The organism is Sphingomonas sp. UV9 (genome assembly GCF_004101245.1).
Taxonomy (GTDB): domain Bacteria; phylum Pseudomonadota; class Alphaproteobacteria; order Sphingomonadales; family Sphingomonadaceae; genus Sphingomonas.
Genome location: NZ_SCIN01000002.1, coordinates 1,022,947 through 1,049,526, shown reverse-complemented (window position 1 = coordinate 1,049,526; position 26,580 = coordinate 1,022,947). Strand labels below are relative to the sequence as shown.

Genomic DNA, 26,580 nt, shown 5'->3' with positions numbered 1-26,580 from the left:
CGCGCGGGGGTGCGTCAAGCACTTGGCTCAAGCCATTGGCCGCCTCGCCCTTAACGCCTGCGCCAAGGTACCCTCGTCTAGATAGTCGAGTTCGCCGCCTACCGGCAGGCCGTGTGCCAACTGCGTGACGCGGACGGGGAAGCGTTCGATGCGCTCGGCGATGTAGTGCGCGGTCGTCTGGCCCTCGAGCGTGGCGTTCATCGCGAGGACGACCTCGTCGATTCCGCCGACTTCGATGCGGCGGACGAGGCTGTCGATGCTGAGGTCCTCGGGGCGGATGCCTTCTAGTGCGGACAGCCGGCCGCCGAGGACGTGGAAGCGGCCGGGGAACAGCCGCGAGCGATCGAGCGCCCAGAGATCGGCCACTTCCTCAACCACGCACAGCGAGCGCTGGTCGCGGCGCGGGTCAGCGCAGATCGCGCAGGGATTGGTGGTGTCGACATTGCCGCAGACCGAGCAGTTCTCCAGCCGCTCGTCGACCGCGGTCAGCGCCTCGCGCAGCGGACCCAGTGCCGCATCGCGCTTCTTGAGCAGATGCAGCACGGCGCGACGTGCGGACCGGGGGCCGAGGCCGGGGAGCCGGGCCAGCGCCTGCGTCAGCGCCTCGATCTCGGGGGATGCCATCGGGAACAGATAGGGGGTTGCGCGGCTCCCCGCCAGCGTGTTCGAGAGGCGGCATGCGGATCATCTTCATGGGAACGCCGGACTTCGCAGTGCCGGTGCTGGAGGCCCTCGTCGCGGCGGGGCACGACGTCGTTGCGGCATATTGCCAGCCGGCGCGGCCGGGCGGGCGGCGCGGGCGCGAGCTGGTGCCGTCGCCGGTGCAGCTTCGGGCGGAAGCGCTCGGTATCGAGGTGCGGACGCCGGTGTCGTTCAAGGCGTCTCTGCCGGAGGGGCTTGAGGCTCGCGAGGCGTTTGCGGCGCTTGGCGCGGACGTCGCGGTGGTGGCCGCATACGGCCTGATCCTGCCGCGGGCGGTGCTGGATGCGCCGCGATTCGGGTGTCTCAACGTGCACGGCTCGTTGTTGCCGCGATGGCGCGGGGCGGCGCCGGTGCAGCGGGCTATCCTCGCCGGCGATACGGAGACGGGAGTCGGGATCATGCAGATGGAGGCCGGGCTGGATACCGGGCCGGTGCGGCTAGAGGGGCGGACGCCGATCGTGGGGAAGACTGCGGGCGACCTGACCGCCGAGCTGTCGGCGATGGGGGCTCGGTTGATGGTCGAGGTGCTGGGCGATCTGGACGCCTACCCTGCCCGGCCGCAGCCTGAGGAGGGCGTTACCTATGCCGCGAAGATCGAGAAGGCCGAGGCGCGGATCGATTTCGAGCGGTCGGCGACCGAGGTCGAGCGCCTGGTGCGAGCGATGAACCCGGCACCGGGGGCGTGGTTCGAGCATGCGGGCGAGCGGGTGAAGGTGCTGGCGGCGGACGTGTTGCCGTTCACGTTTCTGGGTTGCGAGGGGCTGACGGTCAACGCCGAGCTGACGATCGGGTGCGGCGACGGCGCGATCCGGCCAACCTTGGTGCAGCGCGCGGGGCGCGGCGTCACGTCGGCGACGGAGTTGCTGCGCGGGTTTGCGATTCGCTCGGGGACGCAGCTTTGACGCGGTTCGCGTTGACGGTGGAGTTCGACGGGCGGCCGTTCATGGGCTGGCAGCGGCAGAAGCATGGGCCGAGCGTGCAGGCGGCGCTGGAGGCCGCGGTGCTGAAGATGACCGGCGAGACGGCGTCGGTGCAGGCGGCGGGGCGGACCGATGCGGGCGTGCACGGACTCGCGATGCGCGCGCATGTCGATATCGAGAAGCCGGTTGCGGCGTTTCGGTTGATGGAGGGGCTGAATGCGCTGGTGAAGCCGGCGCCGGTTTCGGTGCTGGCGTGCGAGGTCGTCGACGACGATTGGCATGCGCGGTTTTCGTGCGTCGGGCGGTCGTATGAGTATCGGATCGTCAACCGGCGGGCGCCGCTGAGCTTCGAGGCAGGGCTGGCGTGGCAGGTACCGCAGCCGCTCGATGCGGACGCTATGGCGGAGGCGGCGGGGGCGCTGGTCGGGCGGCATGACTTCACGACGTTTCGCTCGGCGCATTGCCAGGCGGATAGCCCGGTTCGGACTTTGGACCGGCTTGAGGTCGTGCGCGAAGGCGAGCGTCTGTTTATCTACGCGGCGGCGCGGTCGTTCCTGCATCATCAGGTGCGGTCGATGGTCGGGTGCCTGGCGCTGGTCGGCATGGGGCGCTGGGCGGTCGGCGATGTCGCGGACGCGCTTGAGGCTAAGGATCGGGCGATGCTGGGGCTGAATGCGCCGCCCGATGGGTTGTTCTTCGTGAGTGCGGTGTATCCCTAAGCTTGTGTCCCCGCGAAGGCGGGGACCCAGTCTGGGCCCCCGCCTTCGCGGGGGAACAAGGGGTTAGCGGACGAACTTCGCAGCGAGTTCGACATGCGTCGACCAGCGGAACTGGCCGACCGGCTGGACCCAGTCGATTCGCCAGCCGGCGTCGCACAGTTCCTTCGCGTCGCGCGCGAAGCTGGCCGGATTGCACGAGACGTAGACGATCACCGGCACCTTGCACTCGGCGAGCGCAGTTGCCTGTTCGCGCGCGCCGGAGCGGGGCGGATCAATCACCACCGCGTCGAAGCGGTCGAGTTCGGCCACCGTCAGCGGGCGGCGATAGAGATCGCGGTGCTCGGGGTAGACTGGACGCTGGGTGCGGTGCGCCGCGGCCTTGAGCGAACCCAGCGCGTCGCGCGCGCCTTCGGCCGCGTAGACCTTAGCCGGGATCGCGAGCGTGAAGGTACCGAGGCCGGCGAACAGGTCGGCGACGGTGGCCGGTTTACCGATCGCCTCGAGCACCGCGCCGGTGAGCGCGGCTTCGCCGTCGGGCGTGGCTTGCAGGAACGACGCGGGCGGGAGCGGCACGGGGACCCCGCCCAGCGTGATCGTGACCGAATCGGGTTCCCAGCGCGTCTCGGGGCCGAGGCCGTCGTCGAACGCGACGCGGGCGATGCCGTGGTCTTCGCAGAATTTGGTGAGCGCTTCGGCGGCGGCGAGGCCTTCGGGGGCGAACCCGGTGATCAGGATATCCGCGCCCTGATCGGCGAGCGTCAAATGAATGTCGGCGCGGCGGCGGAAATTGAGGCGCTTGAGCAGCTGGCGCAAGGGTTGAACGAGTGCGAACAGGCGCGGATCGAGGATCCAGCATTCCTTGATGTCGACGATCGTGTGCGCCTTTTCGGCGGTGAAGCCGAGCGTGATCTTGCCGCCCTTGCCCTCGGCGTGGAGCGTCGCGCGGCGGCGGCTGCGCTCGGGCGAGATATGAGGGGTGCGGATCGGTGCCGACAGGTCCTGGCCGTCGAGCGCGGAGGCGATGCGGTCGGTGACGAACTCGGCATAGGTCTGGTCGTCGAGATGCTGGAGCTGGCAGCCGCCGCAGGTCGGGAAATGCACGCAGGGCGGCGTCTGGTGGTGGGGCCCGTGCGTCACGGTGCCGTCGGCGGCGAGCGTGTCGCCGGGGGCGGTCAGCGCGGCGTGGCGGCCGTCGGCGGTGATGCCGTCGCCGCGCGCCGCGACGCGGATGATGGTGTCGGTGTTCGTTTCGGAGGTCATAACGCCGCTCTGGCCGACCTGAGCGCATCCGCCAAGTCGTCGGCGATGAACGCGGGCCCCAATCGGCGCGCGGCGTCACTGTGGAGCCACACTCCGGCGGATGCGGCTTCCAATGGTTCGAGGCCTGATGCGAGCATCGCGCCGATTGCGCCGGCGAGGACGTCGCCGGTGCCCGCGGTGGATAGCCAGTCGCTGGCACCTTGCGCGATGCGGACGCGGCCGTCGGGGGCCGCAATGACGGTGTCTGCGCCTTTGAAGACGACGACGGCGCCCGCGCGGACGGCGGCGTCGCGGGCTCGGGTGATCTTGTCGGCCTGAGACTTGCCGAAGAGTGCGTCGAATTCGCCGGCGTGCGGGGTCAGGATGACGGGGACCTCCAGCGCCTTGATGCGGTCGGGGGCGATCAGGCGGAGCGCGTCGCCGTCGATGATGAGCGGGTGGCCGGCGGTGAGCGCAGCGTCGAGGCGGGCCTTGGCGGCATCGTCGCGGCCGAGGCCTGGGCCGATCACGAGCGCGCCGATGCGGTCGTTGGCGAGCGCGTGGGGCGAGAACGGCGTGCGGACGAGTGCGTGGGGCGGACCTGCGGTATCGCTGAGCAGGGTGACGTAGCCGGCGCCAGCACGCATTGCGGCGAGTGCGGCTAGGTCCGCGGCGCCGGACATGGTGCCCGCGATGATCGCGACCATGCCGCGGGTGTATTTGTGGGAGTCCGGGCCGGGACGTGGGAGGGTTGGGGCTTTCAGGACTTCGGCTTGGCTGGTGGTGGGAACGCCAATGTCGATGAGGCGGATCTGGCCGCAATAGCGGGCGGCGGGTTGGAGGAGGTGCGCGGGTTTTGGCGCGCCGAGGGTTAGCGTGAGGTCGAAGGTTGGGGGTGTGCTGAGCGCTTGGCCGGTGTCGGTGGCGAGGCCGCTGGGGAGGTCGATCGCGATGGTGAGGTTCGCGGCGGTGGCGAGACAATGGAGCCTCTCCACGACTGGGTGTTCCCCCGCGGAGGCGGGGGCCCAGGCTGAGCCACTGGTGGTGCACTCGGTACTTAGCTGGGCCCCCGCGTCCGCGGGGGAACTGGTTTTTGTTGCGGCGGTGCGTGCGTCGAGCGCACGCGTCAGGCCGGTGCCGAAGAGGGCGTCTATCAGGATGGGTGCGGGTTTTGCGTCCGCAAGCGTTTCGACCGGGCCATGCCACCCTGCCCTCGCCGCCTTCGCCGCATCCGTCTTCGGCTCGGACAGCGCCGCGACGCGGACCGTCGCGCCCATCCCGGCCAGCACGCGCGCGGCGACATAGCCGTCGCCGCCATTGTTGCCTGGGCCGCACAGGATCAGGATGGCATTCGATCCGGACAGGCGGCGGACGGCGTGCGCGATCGCGGTGCCGGCGCGGTCCATCAGCGTTTCGACCGATACGCCCGTCGCGATCACCGCATCCTCCGCGGCGCGCATTTCGGCGGCGGTGAGGATCGGCTGGCCTGCGATGGGGATCATGAAGGGTTGGCCGCGCCCTTGATGGTGGCAGGCAGGCGGTAGCGGTCACCGCCCAGCGCGACGTCGATGCCGTCGGTGCCGACGATCGTGACCTTGGCGACCTCGGCACCGTCGGCCGCGATCACGCCGCGACCGTCCTGCGTGACGAGCAGGCGACGAAAGCCGCCGTCGGGATGGCGGACGGTGAGGATCAGGCCGTCGCGACCCTGCGCCTGCTCGATGGTGCAGGTCTCAGCCAGCGCAGCCCCGCCGCGCGCGCAGCCGATGCGGGTGTCGCCTGCGGTGTCGTTACGCTGTTGCGCGGCGACCTGTTCGCTGCTCGGCGCCCGATCGCACGCTGCGAGCGGGAGCGAGAGAAGCGCCGCAACCGCCTGGAGTTGCTTAGATATCCGCGTAGACATGGGTTTCGGCTGCGGCTCCTGGGTGCGTGACGGCACCCTTGTAGGCCGGGCCGACGGTCTTCGCATAGCGCCACAGTGCGCCCGAGCCGTAATCGTTGGTACGCGGCACCCATGCCGCACGGCGCGCTGCCATCACGTCGTCGGGAACGTCGAGATCGATCGTGCCGGCTTCGGCGTCGATATGGATCATGTCGCCGTTTTCGACCAGCGCGATCGGGCCGCCGTCCGCTGCTTCGGGGCCCACATGGCCGATGCAGAACCCGCGCGTGCCGCCCGAGAAGCGGCCATCGGTGATCAGCGCGACGCTCTCGCCCATGCCGAGGCCGTAGAGCGCGGCGGTGGTCGACAGCATCTCGCGCATGCCGGGGCCGCCCTTTGGCCCCTCGTAGCGGATGACGATGACTTCGCCTTCGTTGATCTGGCGGTTCTCGACCGCGGCGAAGGTATCTTCCTCGCAATCGAACACGCGCGCCGGGCCAGAGAACTGGAGGCGGTGCATGCCCGCGACCTTCACGATCGCGCCCTCGGGGGCGAGGCTGCCGCGTAAGCCCACGACGCCGCCGGTGGGCGTCAGCGGGGTGTTGATGTCGTAGATGACCTTCTGGTCGGGGTTCCATGTCACCTGGTCGATGTTCTCGCCCAGCGTCTTGCCCGTCACGGTCATGCAACTGCCGTCGAGGAACCCGCCGGCCAGCATCGTCTTCATCAGCATGTAGACGCCACCAGCCTCGTACATGTCCTTCGCGACATACTTACCACCGGGTTTGAGATCGGCGATGTACGGCGTGGTCTTGAAGATCTCGGCGACGTCGAACAGGTCAAACTCGATCCCGGCTTCGGACGCCATTGCGGGCAGATGCAGCGCGGCGTTGGTGGAGCCGCCGGTCGCGGCGACGACGCGCGCGGCATTGATGAACGCCTCACGCGTGCAGATGTCGCGCGGGCGAAGATTGTCGGCGAGGCACTCCATCACCTGCGCGCCGGCAGCGACGGCGATCTGTTCGCGCGTCGTGTATGGTGCGGGCACCATGTTGCTGTTCGGAATCGACAATCCGATCGCCTCGGCGACGCACGCCATCGTGTTGGCGGTGTACTGGCCACCGCAGGCGCCGTGGCCGGGGCACGCGACTTTCTCGATCGCGTGGACTTCGGACAAGGGGCACGCACCGGCGGCGTATTTGCCGACGATCTCGAACACGTCGACGACGGTGACGTCGCGCTCCTGATAGCGGCCGGGCAGGATCGATCCGCCATAGACGAACACGCTCGGGATATTGAGGCGGAGCATCGCCATCATCATGCCCGGCAAGGATTTGTCGCAACCGGCGAACCCGACGAGCGCGTCGTAGCAATGGCCGCGGACCGAGAGTTCGACCGAGTCGGCGATGACTTCGCGGCTCACCAGCGAGGCCTTCATCCCCTGATGGCCCATCGCGATGCCGTCGGTGACGGTGATCGTGTTGAACCGGCGCGGCATCCCGCCGCCCTGGATGACGCCCGCCTGCGCGGCATCGGCCTGCGCGTCGAGCGTGGTGTTGCAGGGCGCGGAGTTGTTGCCGGCGGATGCGAGCGCGACGAACGGACGCGCGATCTGCTCCTCGTCGAGGCCCATCGCGTAGTAATAGCTGCGGTGCGGGGCGCGCTCGGGACCGACGGAGACGTGACGGCTCGGCAGGCGCGATTTATCGAATGTGCGGGTCATGGCGAACGCCTATGTCGCGGGAGGGGGTATTTGCGCAAGAGAGTTGCGTTGAATTTTGCGCGGTTGGGGCGGGAGCGACTTACGCCAAGCCCGTCATCCTGACGAAAGTCAGGACCCAGAACCAAGCAGCGCCGGAACCCGTTATCCTCGATCCCGACCATCGTTAGGATGACGGGATTCGGGTCAGAGGCCTTCTAGCGCCTTTGCCACGCCGTCCATCGTGAAGGGCTTTTGCAGCCGCGGGCGGTCGCGGAATTCGGGAGCGACGCCGTCGTCGCCGCCGCCGGTGGCGAAGACGAAGGGCACGCCCTTGGCCGCCAGGGCCTCCGCAACCGCAGTGCTCTTCTCGCCGCCACGCAGGTTCACGTCGAGGATCGCGCCGTCGACCCCACCCTCTTCGATCCGCTTCAACGCATCCGCGACGGTGTCGACCGAACCAGCGACGCCCTTGTCCAGCACCTCGAGAAAGTCCTCGAGCATCATGGCGATCAACGGTTCGTCCTCGACGATAAGGATCTGCTGGGTTGCGTTCATGCCCTGCGCATAGTCGGGATTGTTACGACTTGCCAACATCTTGTTCGAGTCAGCGCGCGGCCAGCACGTCTCGTGCCGCTTCGGCGAGTTCCTGCACCGAGAAGGGCTTTGGCAGGAATGCGACGTTGTCGAGGTCGATCGACTTGCGCAACTGCTCCTCGGCATAGCCGGACATGAACAGGATCGGCAGGTCGGGATATTTCTCGCGTGCGTGGCGGACCATCGTCGGGCCGTCCATCTGCGGCATCACGACGTCGCTGATGAGCAGGTCCGGGCGACCGTGCTTCTCCAGCACTTCCAGCGCGATCTCGCCATTCTCGGCGGTCAGCACGGTGTAGCCCTGCCGCGCCAGCGCACGCTCGGCGACGGCGCGGACCATGTCCTCGTCCTCGACCAGCAGGATCGTGCCGGTGCCCCAGAGATCGACCGGCTTTGGCGCGGGCTTGACGACCGCGGCCCGTGTCGCCGCCGGCGCCGAGTGAACCGGCAGGTACATGGTGAAGGTGGCGCCCTGCCCCAGCTTGCTGTCGGCGAAGATGTAGCCGCCGGATTGCTTGACGATGCCGTAGACGGTGGACAGGCCGAGGCCGGTGCCCTTGCCGAATTCCTTGGTCGTGAAGAACGGCTCGAAGATCTTGGGCAGCACGTCGGGCGGGATGCCGGTGCCGGTGTCCTGGACGATCAGCGCGGTATAGTCGGCGACGGGAAGAATGTCGGAGGCCATCGCGCGGACTTCGGACGCCGGCACCGCGCGCGTGGTGATCGTCAGAACGCCGCCGCCGCGCGCGTTCGCCGACACGATCGCATCGCGTGCGTTGACCGCGAGATTGACGACGACCTGTTCGAGTTGGCCGGGATCGGCGCGCACCGGGCCGAGGTTTCGACCGTGCGTCATGTCGAGCCGGACATTCTCGCCCATCAGCCGCTTGAGGAGGTTCGAAACCTCCGAGACGACGTCGGGGAGCTGAAGGATCTGTGGCCGCAGCGTCTGCTGGCGAGAGAAGGCGAGCAACTGGCGTGTGAGGCTGGCGGCGCGGTTCGAGTTGGTGCGGACCTGCTGGATATCGTCGTAATCGCTGTCGCCGGGCGAATGGCGCATCAGCATCAGGTCGCAGTGACCGATGATGGCGGTCAGGATGTTGTTGAAATCATGCGCGACGCCGCCCGCGAGCTGGCCGACGGCCTGCATCTTGGTGGCCTGCGCCACCTCGCGCTTGAGGCGGCTCTCCTCGCTATTGTCCTTGAGGCTGAGCAGGACGGCGGCGTCGCCCAATCCGCGCGCGCCGGCGATCGTCAACGCGACCGGCTCGTCAGGGTGATCCTTGAGGCGAACCGCCATGTCGGCCGAGTGAGTCGCGCCGTTCGCGAACTTGCGGATCGCGTCGGCGACTGCGGCCTTGTCCTCACGGACGACAAGGTCGCCGGGGTAGAGCGGCGGGGCGACCGAATTGACGCCGGCCGCGCGCAGGAACGAATCGTTCATCTGGAGGAAGCGCCCGTCGCGATCGACCAGCGCCATGCCGAACGGCATCATGCTGACGAGGCTGCGGACGTGTGCGGAGGCGCTGGCGCCAAGGGCCGGCGCGTCCTCCTCGTCGTCGAGCAGCGCGACCAGCACGGGCGCATCGTCGCCTTCGAGGAACGGGATCTGGAGGACGCGGAGCGGCGTGCCTTCAAGGCCTTCGCGTTCGAACCGGACGAGGCCGCGGCTGTCGGTGATCAGGAAGCGCGCAAAATCGCGGCCTTCGATCGGGTCGTATTCGTCGCCGCAAGCCCGGGCGCGCAGCACGCGGTTGGCAGAGCGGACACGGCCGTCCGGGGACAGCAGCGCGGCCATGATGCCGCTGCCGCCGAACCGGTCTCCGGTTGGCCCCGTGAGCACGGCGGCGATCGTCTCGGCGAGGTCATGCTCCTGCGCGGTGACGAAGCGCCAGACGAGCATGTCGGCGTCGTCACCGGCGCGGGCGATTTGCGCGGAGAGGCGGACGCCCTGCGTGTTGAGGCGTTCGACCTGCGCGGTGCCGTCGCGCCACGCGGAGCGGCCGGCGTCGCCGAGCGCGGCGATCCCCGCGTCGTCGAGCGGAAGGCCGGGGGGTGTCGGGAAGCCTGCAAACAACGCTTCGTACGCGTCGTTGGCGCAGACGAGTCGCCCGGCGCGATCGGTGATGGCGATGGCGTCGGTGCCGGCTTCGGCGACGGTGCGGGTGAGGTCCCAGTCGACCGGGCGCGGGGCATCCTTGGCGACCGGGTTGAGGAGGCGCCAGGCGATGAGCGCGCCGATGACGATGACGGCGGCCGCAAAGAAACCGGCAGCGGCGATCCAGCTGCCGACGAGCAACAGCACGATCGCAGCGGCGGCGACCCCCGAGACGATGGCGACGAGCGCGGCGTTGCGCGCGGGAGGGGGTAAAGCGAACGATGCCATCGGGGTCGTCTTCCGCTCAAGCGGGGCGGCGCGTCAAGCGGGATGCTTGGTTTGTGGTCAGAGCGACCCGTCGGCCTTCCGCACCCGTCATCCCAGCGAATCATCCCAGCGAAAGCTGGGATCTTCCTGTTTGTCGCGCGTCGCCCGCCTCGGAGGAGACCCCAGCTTTCGCTGGGGTGACGACGATAGGCTGGGTGACGGCAATCAGGCCGGGATGACGGTGATTAAGTTGCGGCCTCCGACGGGCGGAGTGGCTTTTGCGCGCCGCCGGAGCCGCCAAACCGTTCCCCCGCCTCCGCGGGGGAACGGTCGTTACCAGATCCGGACGCGCTGCTCGGGCGTCAGGTACAGCTTCTGGCCGGCGGTGGGCTTGTACGCCGCATACCAGGGGTCGAGGTTGCGCACGACCCACGCGCGCTGCTGCGACGGCGAGTGCGGATCGGTCAGCAAGCGGTTGCGAAGGTTGGCTTCGCGGTAGTTGCGGCGCCAGACCTGCGCCCAGCCGAGATAGAAGCGCTGGTCGCCGGTGAAACCGTCGAGCACGGGCGCCGCCTTGCCGCCGAGCGCGGTGTGGTAGGCGTCGTAGGCAACCGTGAGACCCGCCAGATCGGCGATGTTCTCGCCCATCGTCAGCTGGCCCTTCACGTGCATGCCGGGGAGCGGCTCGTACGCGTCATACTGTGCGCCGAGCTTGCCGGTGAGCGCGTTGAAGCCGGCGATGTCCTTTGGCGTCCACCAGTCCGTCAGCTGGCCCTTGGCGTCGTATTTCGAGCCCTGATCGTCGAAATGATGGCTCAGCTCGTGGCCGATCACCGCGCCGATGCCGCCGTAATTGACCGCATCGTCGGCCTTCGGATCGAAGAACGGCGGCTGCAGGATCGCGGCGGGGAAGACGATCTCGACCATGCCGAAATTGGCATAGGCGTTCACCGTCATCGGCGTCATGCCCCATTCCCAGCGCTGCAAGGGCTTGCCGAGCTTCGAAATATTGTCCTGGTGCTGCCATTCATTGGCACGCCATTCGTTGCCGAACGCGTCGCCGGACGTGATGGTCAGCGCGGAGAAATCCTTCCACTGGCTGGGATAGCCGATCTTGGGCGTGAAGGCGGCGAGCTTGGCGTGCGCCTTGACCTTGGTCTCGGGCGCCATCCATTCGAGCTTGTCGATCCGGCGGCCCATCGCGGCGAGCACGTTCTTGACCAGCGTATCCGCCGCGGCCTTGGTCTCGGGCGGGAAATATTGCGCGACGTAGAGCTTGCTGACTTCGTCGCCGAGCGCGCCCGACGTGAACTGGACGCCGCGCTTCCAGCGGGCCTCCTGCTCGGGCGTGCCGCCGAGGACGGTGCCGTAGAACGCGAACTGCTCGGCGTCGAACGCCTTGGGCAGGACGTCGGCGTACCCGTCGAGCGAGCGAAGGATCATCTGGTCTTTCAGCACGCCGATCGGCGCGGTCGCAACGAGCTTGGCGATGCCGGTGATCGCCGAGGGCTGTGCGACGATAACGGTCGGGACGGGCGTGCCGATTGCCTTGAAATAGGCCGCGAAGTCGAAGCCGGGCGCGCGCTTGGCCAGCTCGGCGACGGTCATCTTGTTATAGGTCTTGGTGGCGTCGCGGCTGTCGACGCGGGTCCAGCTGACCTTGGCGATTTCGGTCTCGAACGCGAGCAGCGCGGTAGCGCGCGCCTCGGCATTGGGTTCGCCGGCGAGCGTCAGCATCTTGGCGATGTGCGCACGGTAGGCGTTGCGCGCCTCGACCAGCTTGGCGTCGGTGCTGAGATAATAATCGCGGTCGGGAAGGCCGAGGCCGGACTGGCCGAGCGAGAGCGCATATTGCTCGGGGGCCTTGTCGTCCTGGCCGACGCCGCCGCCGAAGGGGCCGCGGATGCCGGCGCGGTCGGCCTCGGCGAGGAGCGCGGGATAGCCGGCGCGGTCCTTCAGCGCGGCGATCTTGCCGAGCCAGGGGCGCATCGGCGCGAGGCCCTTGGCCTCGATCGTGCCGGTGTCGAGGAAGGTGGCGTAGGCGCGACCGATCTTCGAGGCCGGGTCCTTGGCGGCGGTGTCGAGGATGCCGCGGGTGCGCGTCTCGGACAGGTCGGAGAGGATGTTGAACGCGCCGTAGTTCGACTTGTCGGCGGGGATCGGGGTGTTCTTCGACCAGTTGCCGTTGGCGAAGGCGTAGAAATCGTCGCCGGGCTGGACGGTCTTGTCCATGCCCTTCTCGTCGAAGCCGAAGCTGCCATATTGCGCGCCGGTGGAGTCCGCGGGTGCGGCTGCGGGTTTTGGTTCGGCGGTCTGCGAGATGGCGGCGGTGACGCCGGTTATGGCGGTGGCGGCGAGCAGGCCGGCGACGATGAAGGACTTCATGGGGTTCTCCGGGAGAATGATCTTGCAGCGGTATTCAGACCCTCTCCGTCACCCCGGACTTGTTCCGGGGTCCACCGTCCCGCGCAATCACATCTCTCGATTTTGCGGAACCGTGGATGCCGGAACGAGCCCGGCATGACGGAGGGGGGGCGGAAGTAGTTACCAGATACGGACGCGGTTGGCGGGGGCGAGGTAGCTCGCCTCGCCGGGCTTGGCGCCGAACGCGGCGTACCACGGATCGAGGTTGCGCACCGTAAGCACGCGCTGGTGGCCGGGCGAATGCGGGTCGGACAGCAGCGTCTGCTGGAGTGCGGCGTCGCGGAACTTGGAGCGCCAGACGCCGGCCCAGCCATAATAGAAGCGCTGGTCGCCCGTCGTGCCGTCGATGATCGGCGCGGGCTTGCCGCCGAGCGACTTGTGGTACGCGTCGTACGCGACCGTGAGGCCGGCGAGATCGGCGATGTTCTCGCCGAGCGTCAAGCCGCCCTGGATGTGCTGGCCGGGGAGCGGCTCGTATGCATCGTACTGCTTCACGAGCGCGTCGGTGAACACCTTGAAGCGGGTGACGTCCTGCGGGGTCCACCAGTCGGTGAGCTTGCCGCTCGCATCGTATTTGCGGCCCTGGTCATCGAAGTGATGGCTGATCTCGTGGCCGATCACCGCGCCGATGCCGCCATAGTTGACCGCCGGGTCCGCCTTCGGATCGAAGAACGGCGGCTGGAGGATGGCCGCCGGGAACACGACCTCGTTCATCGTCGGGTTGGCGTAGGCGTTGATCGTCATCGGCGTCATGAACCATTCGCCGCGATCGATCGGCTGGCCCAGCTTCTTGAGATCGCGGTCGTACTCGAACGCGTTCGCGCGCGACACGTTACCGACGAGATCGCCGCGCTGGACCTGCAACGCGGAATAATCGCGCCACTTGTCCGGATAGCCGATCTTCGGGGTGAAGGCGGCCAGCTTGGCGAGCGCCTTGGTCTTGGTCTCGGGCGCCATCCATTCGAGGTTCTTCAAGCGCTCGCCCATCGCCGCGATGACGTTCTTGACGAGGTCGTCGGCGGCGGCCTTCGACGCGGGCGGGAAATACTTCGCGACATATTGCTCGCCGATCGCCTCGCCCATCGCGCCGGAGACGGTCGAGACGCCGCGCTTCCAGCGGACCTGCTGCTCGGGCGTGCCCGACAAGGTCGTGCCGTAGAAGGCGAAGTTGGTCTTGTCGAAGTCGCTCGACAGATACGGCGCATAGGCGCGCAGGACCTTGAGCATCGCATAGTCCTGAAGGACGTTGACGGGCGTGTCGGCGAACGCCTTCGCCTCGCCGGTCAGCGCGCTCGGCTGCGACACGAGGTAGAACGGACGGCCGGTGACGCCCATCGCGGTCATGTACTGCGCCCAAGGGAAGCCCGGCGCCTTCGCGGCGAAATCGGCGGCGGTCCATTTGTTGTAGGTCTTGTCGGCGTCACGGCTCTCGATCCGCGTCCAGTGCGCAGTCGCGAGGCCCTTCTCCATGTTGAAGACCGCGGCGGCGCGGGCGGCGGCATTGGGCTCGCCGGCCAGCGTCAGCATGCGCGCGAGATACGCCTGGTAGGCGGTGCGGATGGTCGCGAGCTTCGCGTCGTCCTTCAGATAATAATCGCGGTCGGGCAGGCCGAGCCCGCTCTGGCCGAAGCCGACGACATAGGTGGTCGGGTCCTTGTCGTCCTGCGACACGCCGACGCCGACGAGGCCACCGACGCCGTGGCGCTGGAGCTTGGCGATCTCGGTGACGAGCGCGGTCTTGTCGGTCGTGGCCTTGATCGCGGCGAGCATCGGCTTGACCGGGGCGACACCCTTCGCGTTGACCGCGGCTTCGTCCATGAAGCTGGCGTAGAAGTCGCCGACCTTGTCGCCGGGCGTCTTTGCCGCGACGTCGAGGATCGTGCGGGTGCGTTCGAGCGAAAGGTCCTGCAGGACGTGGAACATGCCGTAGGACGAGCGATCGGCGGGGATCGGCGTGGTCTTGACCCAGGCGCCGTTCGTATAGTCGAAGAAGTCGGTGCCGGGCGTCACGCTGGTATCGCGACCGGCCATATCGAAGCCGAAATCGCCGATCTGCGGCTTGTTGGCATCCTTGGGCGCGACCGGGCCCTTCGCGGCCTTGGCCAGCGTCGGCGACGGGGCTACCTGGTTGGTCTGGGCGAAAGCCGACGCGGCGGACGCGAGCAGGATCACGGTAACAATCGACTTGCGCATCAAAAAACCTCGGGAAAAACCTTCAGGATGTTGCGTGTTCTACGCCGATAAGACGGTCCGTCAATTCCAACCGGTGTCAAATGTTACGAATATTGTTCGCTTCGATTGTCGTGCCGGTGCCGCCACTTGTGCGCGATCCACAGCCGCCACCCAAGCGCGCTGAGCGCGTAGCCGCCGACCGAGCAGACGACCGTGATGACCAGCAGACCGAGCGCCGTCGCCGGGCCCGCCTGCATCAGCCACGGGATCCATTCAGTGCGCGCGGCGGCGTCGGCGACCGGTTGGCCAGGCACATGCTCGTCGAGCCGAAGCATCCACGAGCCGATCCAATAAGCGGCAATCCAGAGCGGCGGCGTGGTCAGCGGGTTGGTGATGAACGTCGTCAGCACCGCGGTCGGCACGTTGGCGCGGAACGGCAGCGCGAAGACCGCGGCGATCGGCGTCTGCGCGACCGGGATCAGGATGCCGGCGACCATGCCGAGCGCGACGCCACGCGGCACGGAACGGCGGGTGAACCGCCACAGCTCTGGCGCCAGGACGCGGTGCGCGACCGGGCGAATCAGCCGGTTGCGCTCCATCGATTCGCGGGTCGGCAGATTGCGATGCGACCACGCCGCGAGGCGCGCGAAAATGCTGCCCGGCGTTTTGGGCCCCGGCGTTTTCGACACAGCCTATCCGCGATCGCGCATGATGCGGCCCTGCTCGCGCTTCCAGTCCTGTTCCTTCACCGAATCGCGCTTGTCGTGGTTCTGCTTGCCCTTGGCGAGCGCCAGTTCGATCTTCGCACGACCCTTGGAATTGAAATAGACCATCAGCGGCACGAGCGTCATGCCCTGGCGCGCGACCGCGCCGAACATCTTGTTGATTTCGCGCTCGTGGAGCAGCAATTTGCGCGGCCGCTTCGGCTCGTGGTTGAAGCGGTTGCCGTGGCTGAATTCGGGGATGTTCGAATTGACCAGGATGACGCTCTTGCCCTTCACCTCGGCATACGCCTCCGCGATCGAGCCTTCGCCGCCGCGCAGCGCCTTCACCTCGGTGCCGGTGAGCGCGATGCCCGCCTCGAACACCTGCTCGATATAATAATCATACCGCGCGCGCCGGTTCTCGGCGACGATCTTGGTCTTCTCGAAGGTGGGGGGTTTGGGACGTGCCATGGGACGCGGATGTAGGAGGTCGCGGGGCTTAGGGGAAGCGGGCGTGATCGATTGTCGATCCAATCCCGGTTGCGGCCCTCACAGAGCGCGTTACGCTGTCGCGGGCTGGCGTTGGCGCCAGTAACAGTACGCGTCCAGGTCACGGAGGATCATCTGCCGAGCACGACCGGACCCGAACCTCCTGGTATCAGAGCGCGTATCCCGGGCTTGATCGGCACGCTCGTATTTCATCTGCTCCTGCTGCTGGCCTTCTGGTCCTACCGCACGCCATCGCTGCGGTCGCCGGTTGCGCAGACCGAGCTTGCGACGTTCGACGTCCAGCCGGAGCCACCGCCTCCTGTCCCGCCGCCGCCAGTTCCTACGCCCCCGCCGCCGCCACGTCCCAAGCCCAAAGCGCCGCCGAAACCGCGCGAAGCCGCGCCCTCGGGGTCTCCACGACCGTCGAACGCAGCGGTCGCGGAGTCGTCAAACCTGCTGCTCCCGCAAATCCAGGACGTGACGAAAGCGTTCGATGCACCGCCTCTTCCGAGCCCGGGCACTTCGGAAACCTTAGCCATCGGCCTTTTGGGAGATCGGCAGGGTTCGGGCACGGGTACGGGCGGCAGTGGCACCGGTGACGGCAAGGGTTCGGGCGCGGGGGGCGGCAGGTCGACGATGCGAGGGGCCACATGGCTTCATTATCCAACGCCGACGGAGATGCAGCGTTACTGGCCGGACTTCGCGATCCGGTCAAAAATTTCCGGCCGCGCGCTCCTGTCGTGCATCGTTCCGCGTCCCGGCCCGCCCAAGCGTTGCCGGTTGCTGTTCGAGACACCGCCCGGCGCCGGGTTCGGACCGGCTGCCTTACGCATGTCCCACACATTCCGGATAAACCCCGTGACGCGCGATAAGGCGATGGTCGATATGGAGATCAGGGTCCCGGTGATCTTCAACTACAAGGAACCGGCAAAGCGCTGACGGTCCACGGGATCTAGGCCAACCCTGCATGCGCCAACGCCGCATCCACCGCCGCACGCGAGGCTTCGCCGGCAGGGGTCATCGGCAGGCGCAGGGTTTCGGGGAATCCGGGACGCACCTTGGTCATCGCGTACTTCACCGGGCCCGGCGACGCATCGGTGAACAGCGCGTCGTGCAGCGGGTAGAGCTGGTCCTGATAGGCCAGCGCCTTGACGAAGTCGCCCGACTGGCACGCGGCCTGGAACTCGGCGCAGAGCCTGGGCGCGACGTTGGCGGAGACCGAGATGCAGCCGGTGCCGCCCATGACGTTGAACGCCAGCGCCAGGTCGTCATTGCCCGACAGCTGGCAGAAGTCCGGGCCGCACGATGCACGGTGCTGAGACACGCGGGCGAGGACGCCGCTCGCATCCTTGACGCCGACGAAGACGTCCGGGAACGCGCCGACGATCCGGGCGAGCGTTGCCGGCTGGATGTCCGTCACCGTGCGCGCGGGGACGTTGTAGAGGATGATCGGCAGCGGCGTCGTCTGGGCGAGCGCTTCGAAATGGCGGAAGATGCCCTCCTGCCCCGGTCGGTTGTAATACGGCGGGACCATCAGCGCGGCGTCGGCGCCTGCGTCCCTGGCAGCGCGCAGGTTGGCCGACGCGACGCGCGTGTCGTTCGAGCCGGCGCCGGCGACGACGGGCACGCGGCCCTTCGCCTGATCGACGCAGACGCGCACGACCTTAAAATGTTCGTCGTACGACAAGGTCGCCGCTTCGCCGGTGGTGCCGCACGCGACGAGGCCCGACGAGCCCTCCGCGATCTGCCACTCGACAAAGTCGCGATAGGCGGGTTCGTCGAAGCTGCCATCGGCGGCGAACGGCGTGACGAGCGCGGGAATAGATCCTGAAAACATGCGGTAGCCTTGCGTCCCTGCGAGAAGAAAAGTCTGGCCTGTAACGCCAGATCTCGGGATTATCTGGATTTCGTTCAGGACAGATACGGGTTGGGTGCGTATGCTGTCCACATGGTAGCATCGATGATTAAAACGAGCCTTCTCCTAGCCGTCGTCGCGGGGACGGTCGCAGCGTCCGAGCCCGGCCAACAGACGCTGGATCGCTACAGCACGCAGTTGGCCAATATGGGCCCCAATGCACAGCCGATGGCGCCCCCGATGAGTAGCGATGGCGCGATCGCCTCGACGATCGCGACATGGCGCGCGTTGCAGCAGACCGACGCACTGCCGTTCGACAGCTATGCCGGGTTCCTGATGGCGCATCCGGGCTGGCCGAACGAGACGGCGAACAGGCGTGCGGCCGAGCGCAAGGCGAGCACCGGGTCGCCGATGAACGTGGCCGCGTTCTTCCGTCGCTATCCGCCGCAATCGGCATCTGGAGGGGTCGCCTATGCGCGCGCGCTGATGGCGACGGGTCAGCGCGACCAGGCCTATGCGGCGGTGCGGACGGCGTGGCGGAGCAGCGGGCTGACGCCGACCGACGAGGCGATGGTGACGTCGGCATTTCCGGGCGCGCTGACGCCGGACGACCAGGATGCGCGAATGGATGCGTTGCTGTGGGCGGGCCAGACCAGCGCGGCGCAGCGGCAGTTGGTGTGGACGAGCGCGGCGCGCCGGCCGATCTTCGCGGCACGTCTCGCGTTCCGGACAAATGCGCCGACCGCGTCGGACATCTCGGCCTCGACCCAGACGCTGTACGCCAACGACGCGGGTTATGTCGCGGATCGAGCACAGTGGTTGCGCAATTCGGGGGCGAGCCCTTCGGCACGCGCGTGGCTGGCGCGGCCGCGGTCGCTGACGACGCGGCCGGGCAATCCCGCCGAATGGTACGAGGTGCTCGTCACCAACGCGCAGGCCGCCGCGAACGACGGGCAGTATCAGGTCGCCTACGACATCGCGCGACAGATCGACGATGCGTATCCGTATGGCACCGACGTCTCGACAAAATCCTATGCCGAACGCGATGAATACACCAACCTTGCCTGGCTCGGCGGGCGGGCGGCGATGAAGCAGCTCGGACGGCCGGCGGACGCGATGACGCTGTTCGACCGGTACGCGCGCGGCTCGCGCTCGCCTCAGGTGCGGTCGAAGGGCTATTACTGGGCGGGGCGTGCGGCGGAAGCCGCCGGCTTGGCACCGCAGGCGGCGGCGTTCTACGGCCAGGCGGCAGGGTATCGCGACCAATATTACGGGCAGCTGGCGAACGAGCGGACCGGGCGCGCACTGGTCGCGCCGCCCTCGGTGGCGTCGGTCGCGGTCGATCCGGCGGCGCGTGCCGCGTTCGACCGCCGCGAAACGGTGCGCGCGGTGAAGTTCCTCGGGCAGATCAACGACTGGCAGGACCAGACCGCGTTCGTCCGCCAGATCGCAGCGGACGCGACGACCGACACCGATCACCTGCTCGCCGCCGAACTGTCGACGAGCATCAACCGGCCCGATCTGGGCGTGATGGTCGGGCGAAGCGCGCTGGCCAACGGGCTCAGCGATTATTCGGCGGTCGGTTTCCCGATGGTCGCGGTGCCGGCAGGGTATGAGAGCAACTGGACGATGATCCATGCGATCTCGCGGCAGGAAAGCCAGTTCGATCGGGCCGCCATCTCGCATGCAGGCGCGCGCGGGCTGATGCAGTTGATGCCCGCCACCGCGCGGGAGCAGTCGGGAAAGATCGGGCTTGCCTATAACCAGGCGGCACTGACGACCGATCCGAACATGTCGATCATGCTCGGCTCCAGCTATTTCCAGCGCGTGTATGCCAATTACGGCAGCTATCCGCTGGCGGTGGCGGCGTATAATGCCGGCGGCGGCAACGTGAACAAGTGGCTGCGCGCGAACGGCGATCCGCGCACCGGGTCGATCGACATCATCGACTGGGTCGAGGCGATCCCGTACCAGGAGACGCGCAACTATGTGCAGCGCGTGCTGGAGAATGCGGTGGTCTACGACCTGATGAACCCGGCGCGCGCGAAGAGCCGCGGGGCGGCACGGCTGTCGTGGTATCTGGGGAAGAACCGGCCGGGTTGAGCGTTTCAGCGAGGCACCGGACTTCGAGAGCAGATCCACGCCCCTCTACCCCGTCGCCCCAGCGAAAGCTGGGGTCTCCCGCGGCTCCAGCGCGACCGACAGCCGGGATACCCCAGCTTTCGCTGGGGTGACGGATATGGCGGCGGTATAGCTTCGTCATGGACCGCCCGAACTATATCACCCCCGCCGGCTATGCCGTGCTCCGTACCGAATACGAGCAGCTCCTGTCGACCGAACGCCCTGCCCTCGTCGAGGTGATATCCTGGGCGGCCGGCAACGGCGATCGGTCCGAGAACGGCGACTACATCTACGGCCGCAAGCGGTTGCGCGAGATCGACCGGCGGCTGGGCTGGCTGTCGAAGCGGATGAAGGCGGCCAAGGTCGTCGATCCCGCCGCGCAGGAAGATCGCGCGCGCGTCTGGTTCGGGGCGTGCGTGACGGTCGCCGACGAGGACGATGCCGAGCGCGTCCTCACGCTGGTTGGCGATGACGAGACCGATGCGAGCAACGGGCGGATCGGCTGGAACTCGCCGTTCGCGCGCGCCCTTCGCGGGGCCGCGATCGGCGATGTGCGCCGCGTTGACCTGCCTGCGGGCGAGCGCGAATATGAGGTCGTCGCGATCCGCTATCCCTGAACGATCCGTTTCGATTTACCTAAATTGACCGGGCGTCGGCGCCGTGGGACATTTCGGTCTCGCAACGACACCGAGGATTTGCCCATGCCGATACCCGCCATCTGGTCCGCCCGCCTGCTGAGCGTCATGCGCATCGTCGTCGCGCTGGTATTTTTCAGCCACGGTATCTCGAAACTCTTCGGCCTGCCCCCCTTCCCCATGCCGATGAACCCGGTGCTGACGGTCGCCGGGGTCCTCGAAGTCGTCGGCGGAGGCTTGCTCATCATCGGCCTGTTCACGCGGCCGGTGGCGTTCGTGCTGTCGGGCATGTCGGCGGTCGCCTATTTCATGGCACATGCGCCGCAGGGGCCGTTCCCGATCGCCAATGGCGGCGAGGCGGCGGTGCTCTACTGCTTCGTGTTCCTGTACCTTGCCGCAGCGGGCGGCGGTGCGTGGAGCGTGGACGCGGGGCGCGGGCGCGGCTAATCCTGCGCGCATGATCGACACGACAACGCGCAACATCGCCCTTCTCATCGACGCGGACAACGCCTCCGCCGCCACGCTCGACCCCGTCCTGACCGTGCTGGCCGAGCTCGGCACGGTCAACGTCCGGCGGGTCTATGGCAATTGGTCGAAGCCCGCGCTGAAGGCGTGGAGCGACATGTCGATCAAGCACGGGATCGAGCCGCAGCAGCAGTTCGACCTGACCAAGGGCAAGAACGCGACCGACATGAAGATGACGATCGACGCTATGGACCTTCTGTTCCGCGGGCGCATCGACGGGTTCGGGATCATGTCGTCGGACAGCGATTTCATGCCGCTGGCGACGCGCATCCGGCAGGACGGCATCCCGGTCTACGGCTTCGGCACCAGCCGCACGCCCGAGGGCTTCCGCCAGGCCTGCACGCGGTTCATCGACGTGGGGGCGCTGAATGAATCCTCGCAGCCGATGCCTGTCCCGGCGCCCGCGCCGATTGCTGGCGAGAAAGCCGCCGCCCCCGTACCGCCCACGCGCCCCAAGACTACGCAGCCGATCGACGAGGAAGTCGTCAAGCTGCTGATCGACGCGTACAACGCAGTGAAGCGCGACGAGAAGGGCTATGCCAGCGTCGCCGAACTGGGGCAGCTTGCCGGCAACCGGTCGAGCTTCGATGCGCGCAACTACGGGTTCAACCGGTTGGCGGACCTGATCGAGACGATCCCGAATTTTCAGATGGAACGCCGCGAGGGCGGTCGGTCATTCGTGAAGCGCTTACGGTAGAGTCGAAGACCGCAACCGGCCTACGCACAACTGCACCTCCCCGGCGGAGGCCGGGGTCCAGTTGGAAAGGTCACAGTAACGGCGCGCTGAGCCTCGTTAGCGACGGCCCCCAACTGGACGCCGGCCTCCGCCGGGGTGGTATTTACCCCGTAGGCTGCAACCGCCCGCCCGGCTCCGTCATGCCGTGCGCCTGTTCCTCGCATTCCTCGGGCACCACCAGCGCGCCCTTCCGCCAGTTGCCGTAGCGATAATACCCAACCGCGATCGCCAGCGTCACCATCGATCCGAGTGGAAAGCTCCACCAGAGCGCATCCGCCCCCAGCCACGGCTTGGCGAGCAGCGCGAACCCGATCCGCACCGGATACAGCGCGATAATCAGCGCGAGCAGCGGCGCGATCACCGCGCCGTTCGCGCGGACGGTCGAGAACAATACCATCGTCATGCCGAACAGGATGAAGTTCCAGCTCGCGATCAGCTGGATATGCCGCGCGATCGGCAGCGCGGGGCTGGTGTCGCCGATGAACAGCGTCATCACCGGGCGATCGAACAGGATCACCACGGCCACCATCGCGCCGGTCAGCGCGACGTTGAAGATCAGCCCGTATTTCGTGATGTCGCCGACCCGGTCCCAGCGGCCCGCGCCGATATTCTGCGCCGCCATCGAACTGACCGCCGCACCGATCGCGAGCGCGGGCATCTGGATATACGTCCACAGCTGTTGCGACACGGCATAGGCCGCCGCGGTATCGACGCCGAGCCGATTGACGAGCCCGACCATCGCGAGGCCGGCGGTCGACATGACCAGCATCTGCGCGCCCATCGGCAGACCCTTGCGCACGATCGTGCCGGTCAGCGCGCGTTCGGGGATCAGGTAGCGCAGTTCGCTGCCGCGCAACCGGATCGGCAGGTCGCGCCGGTAGAGATAGATGACCAGACCGAGCAGCGAGACATGGCTGGCGATCAGCGTCGCCATCGCCGAGCCGGCGATCCCCATCTGCGGGAACGGCCCGATGCCGGCGATCAGCAGCGGGTTCAGGCCAGAGTCGAGGATTGCACTGAGCAGCATGAACCACAGCGGCGTCATCGAATCGCCCGTGCCGCGCAGGCCCATCATCAGCAGCACCATCATCATCGAGGCGGGCAGCCCGAGGAAAATCACGCGCAGATAGGCGAGCGCGAGCGGCATCGCGTCGCCGGGCGTGGCGAGCAGATGCAGAATCTCGGGCGCGAACACCCAGCCGAGCGCGGCGATGACGATCGCCCCGGCTAGGACAAGGCCGACTGCGGACCCGAATGCGCGCCGCGCGCCGTCGATGTCATGGCGACCGAAGCTCTGGCCGACGAGTATCGTCGCGGCCATGCCGAACCCGAACACTGCGCCGAACGTGAGGAACATGATGATGTTGGCGTTCGACGTCGCGGCGAGTGCGCCTTCGCCGAGATAGCGCCCGACCCAGATCGCGTTGATGGAGCCGTTGAGCGACTGGAGGATGTTCGAGCCGAGCGTGGGGAGCGCGAAAGCGAGCAGCGTCGCGCCGATATGGCCGGTGGTGAGGTCGCGCTGGCCGGGTTTGCCGCCGGGGCGGGTTTGGGGGCTGGGGCTGGAAGGTTTGCGAAGTTCCGCAGGCGTCTCGACGTTCGATGGCAGGTCGCTCACACAGTCACTCCGTCAGGCCGGATTGTCCGGTATTCACCGGCAGACGGGCGGACGCCCCCTCAAGCTCCATGCCTAGCCGCGGAATGAACGCGGGAACAAGTCGCTAGCTCCGCCTGCTCCGGACCGGGAGCACCTTGTTTCCCCGCGAAGGCGGGGACCCAGACTGGGCTCCCGCCTTCGCGGGAGAACAAGAAGTCAGTAGCGACATACCCTACCGGCGCAGCCTGCCCGCATCACCATCGAAACCTGCAATCCTCCCCCGCCAGGGGGAGGTGGCGCCGTAGGCGACGGAGGGGGAGGACGCGCAACCTAGGGTATCACCTACCGCCCCCTCCGTCAGGCTGCGCCTGCCACCTCCCCCTGGCGGGGGAGGATCAGAGGGCGATCAGCCTAGGCGGCCCAGCGCCGCGTGCAACCGCGCGGCTTCGGCGGCCTTGTCGGCGTGGTCCGCCTTGGCCTTCTCGACCGCCTCCGGCTTGGCGCGTTCGACGAAGCTCGCATTGCCGAGCCGGCCCGACAGCGCGTCGCGCTCCTTCTCCGCTGCCGCGATCGCCTTGGTCAGGCGGGCGCGTTCTGAGTCGAGATCGATCACGCCCTCTAGCGGCAAGACGAAGGTCGCTTCGTCGACCACGACCTGCGCCGCGCCGCCGGTGGCTTCGCCCTCGGCATGCGTGACGCGCGCAAGCCGCGCCAGCGCGGGGGCCTGGCGTTCGAGCCGCGCCAGGGTCGCCGCGTTGGCGTCACGGACGTGCAGCGGCAGACGCGCACCCGGCGGCACGTTCAGCTCGTTACGCGCGGTGCGGATTTCCTGAACCAGCCGGATCAGCCAGTCGACCTCCTTGCTCGCCTCGGGATCGAGCGAGCGCGCATCGGCCATCGGCCATTGCGCGACGATCAGGTCGTGCTCGCGGGGGCCCATCGCGTGCCACAATTCCTCGGTGATGAACGGCATGAACGGGTGGAGCAGGACCAGGATCTGGTCGAGCACCCAGCCCGCGACCGCCTTCGATTCGTCGTCGATCTGGCCGCGGACGTCGTCGACGACCTGCGGCTTGATGAGTTCGAGATACCAGTCGCAGAAGCGGCTCCACGCGAACTGGTAGATCGCGTTGGCGGCGCCGTCGAAGCGGTAGTCGGCGAGCGCGAGGTCGACCTGCTGAACGGTCGCGATCGTCTCGGCGATGATCCATTTGTTGACCGCGAGCTCCGCGCGGGGCGCCTCCAGCGTGGTACTCGCGACGATGCCGTTGGCCTGCGCGAAGCGGGCCGCGTTCCACAGCTTGGTCGCGAAGTTGCGATAGCCCTCGACGCGCTTCTCATCCATCTTGATGTCGCGGCCCTGGCTCTCCATCGCCGCCATGAAGAAGCGCAGCGCGTCGGCGCCATACTGGTCGATCAGCCCGAGCGGGTTGACGACATTGCCCTTCGACTTGGACATCTTCGCGCCGTCCGCCGCGCGGACGAGGCCGTGCAGGTAGAGCGTGCGGAACGGCACGTCCTTCATGAAGTGCAGCCCCTGCATCATCATGCGGGCGTTCCAGAAGAACAGGATGTCGAAGCCGGAGATCAGCACGTCGTTGGGATAGCGCCCGCCGAGCTGGGATCCAGGACGTCCCCCGTTTCCGTTCGTGCTGAGCGAAGTCGAAGCACCGGCCGCAAAGGCATCGCCCGTGGCCTGCCCTTCGACTTCGCTCAGGGCGAACGGGGGTTGGGTGCCATCCCAGCCAAGCGTCGCAAACGGCCAGAGCGCCGACGAGAACCACGTGTCGAGCACGTCCGGATCACGAACCAGCGTTACCCCAGCGCCAGCGAGCGCCTGCGCTTCGGCCTCCGTCTCGGCGACGTACGGCGTGCCATCCGGCCCGAACCAGGCGGGGATCTGGTGCCCCCACCACAGCTGGCGCGACACGCACCAGGGCTGGATGTTCTCCATCCAGTTGAAGAACGTCTTCTCCCACGTCTTCGGCACGATATCGATCGCGCCGACGCGCACCGCCTCGATCGCGGGCTGGGCGAGCGTCTTGGCGTCGACATACCATTGGTCGGTCAGCCACGGCTCGATCACCACGCCCGAGCGATCGCCATACGGCGTCTGGATCGTGCGCGGTTCGGCGTCGTGCTCGACGCCGTCCTTGTCAACATGCGCGATCAGGAAGCCCTCGGCCTTCAGCTGCGCGACGACCGCCTTGCGCGCGTCCGCGGTCGTGAGGCCGAGGAACGCGTCGGGGATCAGCCCGTCGGACACCTGCACGACGCGCGCCTTGGCATCGAGCATGTTGAGCATCGTCCCCGCGGCCATCCCGGCCCGCTTGCCGACCTCGAAATCGTTGAAGTCATGCCCCGGCGTGATTTTCACCGCACCCGATCCCAGCTCGGGATCGGCATGGTCGTCGGCGATGATCGGGATCAGGCGACCCGTGATCGGCAGCTTCACCTGCTTGCCGATCAGATGCGTGTAGCGTTCGTCCGATGCGTTCACCGCCACCGCCATGTCGGCGAGCATCGTCTCGGGCCGCGTGGTCGCGACCTCAATGAAGCCCGATCCGTCTTCGAGCGGATAGCGCAGATGCCAGAAGCTGCCCTTGATCTCGCGCGTTTCGACCTCGAGGTCGCTGATCGCGGTGCCGAGACCCGGATCCCAGTTTACCAGCCGCTTATCGCGATACAGGAGCCCGTCCTTGTGCAGGTCGACGAACACTTTCAGGACGGCCTTCGAAAAGCCCTCGTCCATCGTGAAGCGTTCGTTCTTCCAGTCCATCGAGCAGCCGAGCCGACGGAGCTGCTGCGTGATCTCGCCGCCGCTCTCTTCCTTCCACGCCCAGACCTTCGCGACGAACTCCTCGCGCGTGAGGTCGGTACGCTTCTGCGGCGGGGTCAGCGCGCCCATCTGGCGCTCGACGACCATCTGCGTGGCGATGCCGGCGTGATCGGTGCCGACCACCCAGAGCGCGTCCTTGCCCTTCAGGCGGGCATGGCGCGTGAGGATGTCCTGCAGCGTGTTGTCGAGCGCGTGGCCGATGTGCAGCGAGCCCGTGACGTTGGGCGGCGGGTTGACGATCGTCCAGGGCTCGGCGTTCGGGCGATCGGGACGAAACTCACCGCTTGCCTCCCAATGCGCGTACCAGCGCGATTCGATGGAGGCCGGGTCGAAGGTTTTGGGAAGCTCGCTCATGCCCGA

General features: G+C 67.5%; 21 protein-coding genes. 7 read left to right on the top strand and 14 right to left on the bottom strand.

Annotated elements, in window-relative coordinates:
• Positions 1–27 precede the first annotated feature (27 nt).
• The gene (gene recR, locus EQZ23_RS11400; protein ID WP_128454499.1) at positions 28–624 is read right to left on the bottom strand and encodes a recombination mediator RecR; all 597 of its coding nucleotides are present in this window, start codon (positions 622–624) and stop codon (positions 28–30) included.
• A gap of 53 nt (positions 625–677) precedes the next feature.
• Here recR and fmt point away from each other — a divergent pair, with 53 nt between their 5' ends.
• Both fmt and truA read left to right on the top strand, forming a co-directional pair.
• Positions 678–1,604 carry a methionyl-tRNA formyltransferase gene (gene fmt / locus EQZ23_RS11395; protein ID WP_128454498.1) on the top strand — a complete coding sequence of 309 codons (927 nt, stop codon included), beginning with the start codon at positions 678–680 and terminating at the stop codon, positions 1,602–1,604.
• Complete coding sequence (gene truA / locus EQZ23_RS11390) at positions 1,601–2,341, top strand: tRNA pseudouridine(38-40) synthase TruA (RefSeq protein WP_128454497.1); 741 nt, start codon at positions 1,601–1,603, stop codon at positions 2,339–2,341. Before fmt ends, truA begins: the two co-directional genes overlap by 4 nt.
• A 63-nt stretch (positions 2,342–2,404) precedes the next feature.
• Here the strand turns inward: truA and EQZ23_RS11385 are convergent, their stop codons facing one another.
• From EQZ23_RS11385 to smpB, 10 genes are all read right to left on the bottom strand, one after another.
• Complete coding sequence (locus EQZ23_RS11385; RefSeq protein WP_128454496.1) at positions 2,405–3,601, bottom strand: class I SAM-dependent RNA methyltransferase; 1,197 nt, start codon at positions 3,599–3,601, stop codon at positions 2,405–2,407.
• A complete protein-coding gene (locus EQZ23_RS11380) occupies positions 3,598–5,082 on the bottom strand; it encodes an NAD(P)H-hydrate dehydratase (RefSeq protein WP_128454495.1) in 1,485 nt (494 codons plus the stop codon). The genes EQZ23_RS11385 and EQZ23_RS11380 overlap by 4 nt, the downstream gene beginning before the upstream one ends.
• A complete protein-coding gene (locus EQZ23_RS11375) occupies positions 5,079–5,483 on the bottom strand; it encodes a hypothetical protein (protein WP_128454494.1) in 405 nt (134 codons plus the stop codon). Before EQZ23_RS11375 ends, EQZ23_RS11380 begins: the two co-directional genes overlap by 4 nt.
• Positions 5,464–7,185, bottom strand: coding sequence for a dihydroxy-acid dehydratase (ilvD, locus tag EQZ23_RS11370; protein WP_128454493.1), 1,722 nt, complete (start codon positions 7,183–7,185; stop codon positions 5,464–5,466). The genes EQZ23_RS11375 and ilvD overlap by 20 nt, the downstream gene beginning before the upstream one ends.
• 183 nt (positions 7,186–7,368) lie before the next feature.
• Positions 7,369–7,719, bottom strand: a complete 351-nt coding sequence (locus EQZ23_RS11365; RefSeq protein ID WP_128454492.1) for a response regulator — start codon at positions 7,717–7,719, stop codon at positions 7,369–7,371.
• A 49-nt stretch (positions 7,720–7,768) separates the two neighbouring features.
• Positions 7,769–10,144, bottom strand: coding sequence for a response regulator (locus EQZ23_RS11360; RefSeq protein ID WP_128454491.1), 2,376 nt, complete (start codon positions 10,142–10,144; stop codon positions 7,769–7,771).
• Positions 10,145–10,456: 312 nt separating this feature from the next.
• Positions 10,457–12,508 (bottom strand): M13 family metallopeptidase, encoded by a 2,052-nt coding sequence (locus EQZ23_RS11355; protein ID WP_128454490.1) that lies wholly within the window; start codon positions 12,506–12,508, stop codon positions 10,457–10,459.
• Positions 12,509–12,667: 159 nt separating this feature from the next.
• Entirely contained in the window at positions 12,668–14,740 is a 2,073-nt protein-coding gene (locus tag EQZ23_RS11350; protein ID WP_128454489.1) for a M13-type metalloendopeptidase, read from the bottom strand.
• An 83-nt stretch (positions 14,741–14,823) separates the two neighbouring features.
• On the bottom strand, positions 14,824–15,318 hold the full coding sequence (locus EQZ23_RS11345; RefSeq protein WP_128454749.1) for a DUF2062 domain-containing protein: 495 nt from the start codon (positions 15,316–15,318) through the stop codon (positions 14,824–14,826).
• Between the two features lie 93 nt (positions 15,319–15,411).
• Positions 15,412–15,894: an SsrA-binding protein SmpB gene (gene smpB / locus EQZ23_RS11340; RefSeq protein WP_128454488.1), complete on the bottom strand. Its 483-nt coding sequence runs from the start codon at positions 15,892–15,894 to the stop codon at positions 15,412–15,414.
• Between the two features lie 207 nt (positions 15,895–16,101).
• On the opposite strand from smpB, the gene EQZ23_RS11335 reads away from it, so the two are divergent.
• Positions 16,102–16,851, top strand: a complete 750-nt coding sequence (locus EQZ23_RS11335) for an energy transducer TonB (RefSeq protein ID WP_128454487.1) — start codon at positions 16,102–16,104, stop codon at positions 16,849–16,851.
• Between the two features lie 13 nt (positions 16,852–16,864).
• On the opposite strand, the gene dapA is transcribed toward EQZ23_RS11335, so the two are convergent.
• On the bottom strand, positions 16,865–17,749 hold the full coding sequence (gene dapA / locus EQZ23_RS11330; RefSeq protein ID WP_128454486.1) for a 4-hydroxy-tetrahydrodipicolinate synthase: 885 nt from the start codon (positions 17,747–17,749) through the stop codon (positions 16,865–16,867).
• 111 nt (positions 17,750–17,860) lie between these two features.
• On the opposite strand from dapA, the gene EQZ23_RS11325 reads away from it, so the two are divergent.
• From EQZ23_RS11325 to EQZ23_RS11310, 4 genes are all read left to right on the top strand, one after another.
• Positions 17,861–19,870 carry a lytic transglycosylase domain-containing protein gene (locus EQZ23_RS11325; RefSeq protein ID WP_128454485.1) on the top strand — a complete coding sequence of 670 codons (2,010 nt, stop codon included), beginning with the start codon at positions 17,861–17,863 and terminating at the stop codon, positions 19,868–19,870.
• A 158-nt stretch (positions 19,871–20,028) separates the two neighbouring features.
• Positions 20,029–20,505 carry a transcription elongation factor GreB gene (gene greB / locus EQZ23_RS11320; protein WP_128454484.1) on the top strand — a complete coding sequence of 159 codons (477 nt, stop codon included), beginning with the start codon at positions 20,029–20,031 and terminating at the stop codon, positions 20,503–20,505.
• Between the two features lie 84 nt (positions 20,506–20,589).
• Entirely contained in the window at positions 20,590–20,970 is a 381-nt protein-coding gene (locus EQZ23_RS11315) for a DoxX family protein (RefSeq protein WP_128454483.1), read from the top strand.
• Positions 20,971–20,980: 10 nt separating this feature from the next.
• Positions 20,981–21,745 carry an NYN domain-containing protein gene (locus tag EQZ23_RS11310; protein ID WP_128454482.1) on the top strand — a complete coding sequence of 255 codons (765 nt, stop codon included), beginning with the start codon at positions 20,981–20,983 and terminating at the stop codon, positions 21,743–21,745.
• Between the two features lie 142 nt (positions 21,746–21,887).
• Here EQZ23_RS11310 and EQZ23_RS11305 read toward each other — a convergent pair whose 3' ends face one another.
• Together EQZ23_RS11305 and EQZ23_RS11300 are read right to left on the bottom strand one after the other, a co-directional pair.
• A complete protein-coding gene (locus EQZ23_RS11305) occupies positions 21,888–23,285 on the bottom strand; it encodes an MATE family efflux transporter (RefSeq protein ID WP_240663548.1) in 1,398 nt (465 codons plus the stop codon).
• 502 nt (positions 23,286–23,787) lie between these two features.
• Entirely contained in the window at positions 23,788–26,574 is a 2,787-nt protein-coding gene (locus EQZ23_RS11300) for a valine--tRNA ligase (RefSeq protein WP_128454481.1), read from the bottom strand.
• Positions 26,575–26,580: the final 6 nt, after the last annotated feature.

Coding starts and splice junctions, on each gene's coding strand:
- recR (WP_128454499.1), bottom strand. CDS start 624: ATGGCATCCCCCGAGATCGAGGCGCTGACGCAGGCGCTGGCCCGGCTC.
- fmt (WP_128454498.1), top strand. CDS start 678: ATGCGGATCATCTTCATGGGAACGCCGGACTTCGCAGTGCCGGTGCTG.
- EQZ23_RS11385 (WP_128454496.1), bottom strand. CDS start 3,601: ATGACCTCCGAAACGAACACCGACACCATCATCCGCGTCGCGGCGCGC.
- EQZ23_RS11380 (WP_128454495.1), bottom strand. CDS start 5,082: ATGATCCCCATCGCAGGCCAGCCGATCCTCACCGCCGCCGAAATGCGC.
- EQZ23_RS11375 (WP_128454494.1), bottom strand. CDS start 5,483: ATGTCTACGCGGATATCTAAGCAACTCCAGGCGGTTGCGGCGCTTCTC.
- ilvD (WP_128454493.1), bottom strand. CDS start 7,185: ATGACCCGCACATTCGATAAATCGCGCCTGCCGAGCCGTCACGTCTCC.
- EQZ23_RS11365 (WP_128454492.1), bottom strand. CDS start 7,719: ATGAACGCAACCCAGCAGATCCTTATCGTCGAGGACGAACCGTTGATC.
- EQZ23_RS11360 (WP_128454491.1), bottom strand. CDS start 10,144: ATGGCATCGTTCGCTTTACCCCCTCCCGCGCGCAACGCCGCGCTCGTC.
- EQZ23_RS11355 (WP_128454490.1), bottom strand. CDS start 12,508: ATGAAGTCCTTCATCGTCGCCGGCCTGCTCGCCGCCACCGCCATAACC.
- EQZ23_RS11350 (WP_128454489.1), bottom strand. CDS start 14,740: ATGCGCAAGTCGATTGTTACCGTGATCCTGCTCGCGTCCGCCGCGTCG.
- EQZ23_RS11345 (WP_128454749.1), bottom strand. CDS start 15,318: ATGGAGCGCAACCGGCTGATTCGCCCGGTCGCGCACCGCGTCCTGGCG.
- smpB (WP_128454488.1), bottom strand. CDS start 15,894: ATGGCACGTCCCAAACCCCCCACCTTCGAGAAGACCAAGATCGTCGCC.
- dapA (WP_128454486.1), bottom strand. CDS start 17,749: ATGTTTTCAGGATCTATTCCCGCGCTCGTCACGCCGTTCGCCGCCGAT.
- EQZ23_RS11325 (WP_128454485.1), top strand. CDS start 17,861: ATGGTAGCATCGATGATTAAAACGAGCCTTCTCCTAGCCGTCGTCGCG.
- greB (WP_128454484.1), top strand. CDS start 20,029: ATGGACCGCCCGAACTATATCACCCCCGCCGGCTATGCCGTGCTCCGT.
- EQZ23_RS11315 (WP_128454483.1), top strand. CDS start 20,590: ATGCCGATACCCGCCATCTGGTCCGCCCGCCTGCTGAGCGTCATGCGC.
- EQZ23_RS11310 (WP_128454482.1), top strand. CDS start 20,981: ATGATCGACACGACAACGCGCAACATCGCCCTTCTCATCGACGCGGAC.
- EQZ23_RS11300 (WP_128454481.1), bottom strand. CDS start 26,574: ATGAGCGAGCTTCCCAAAACCTTCGACCCGGCCTCCATCGAATCGCGC.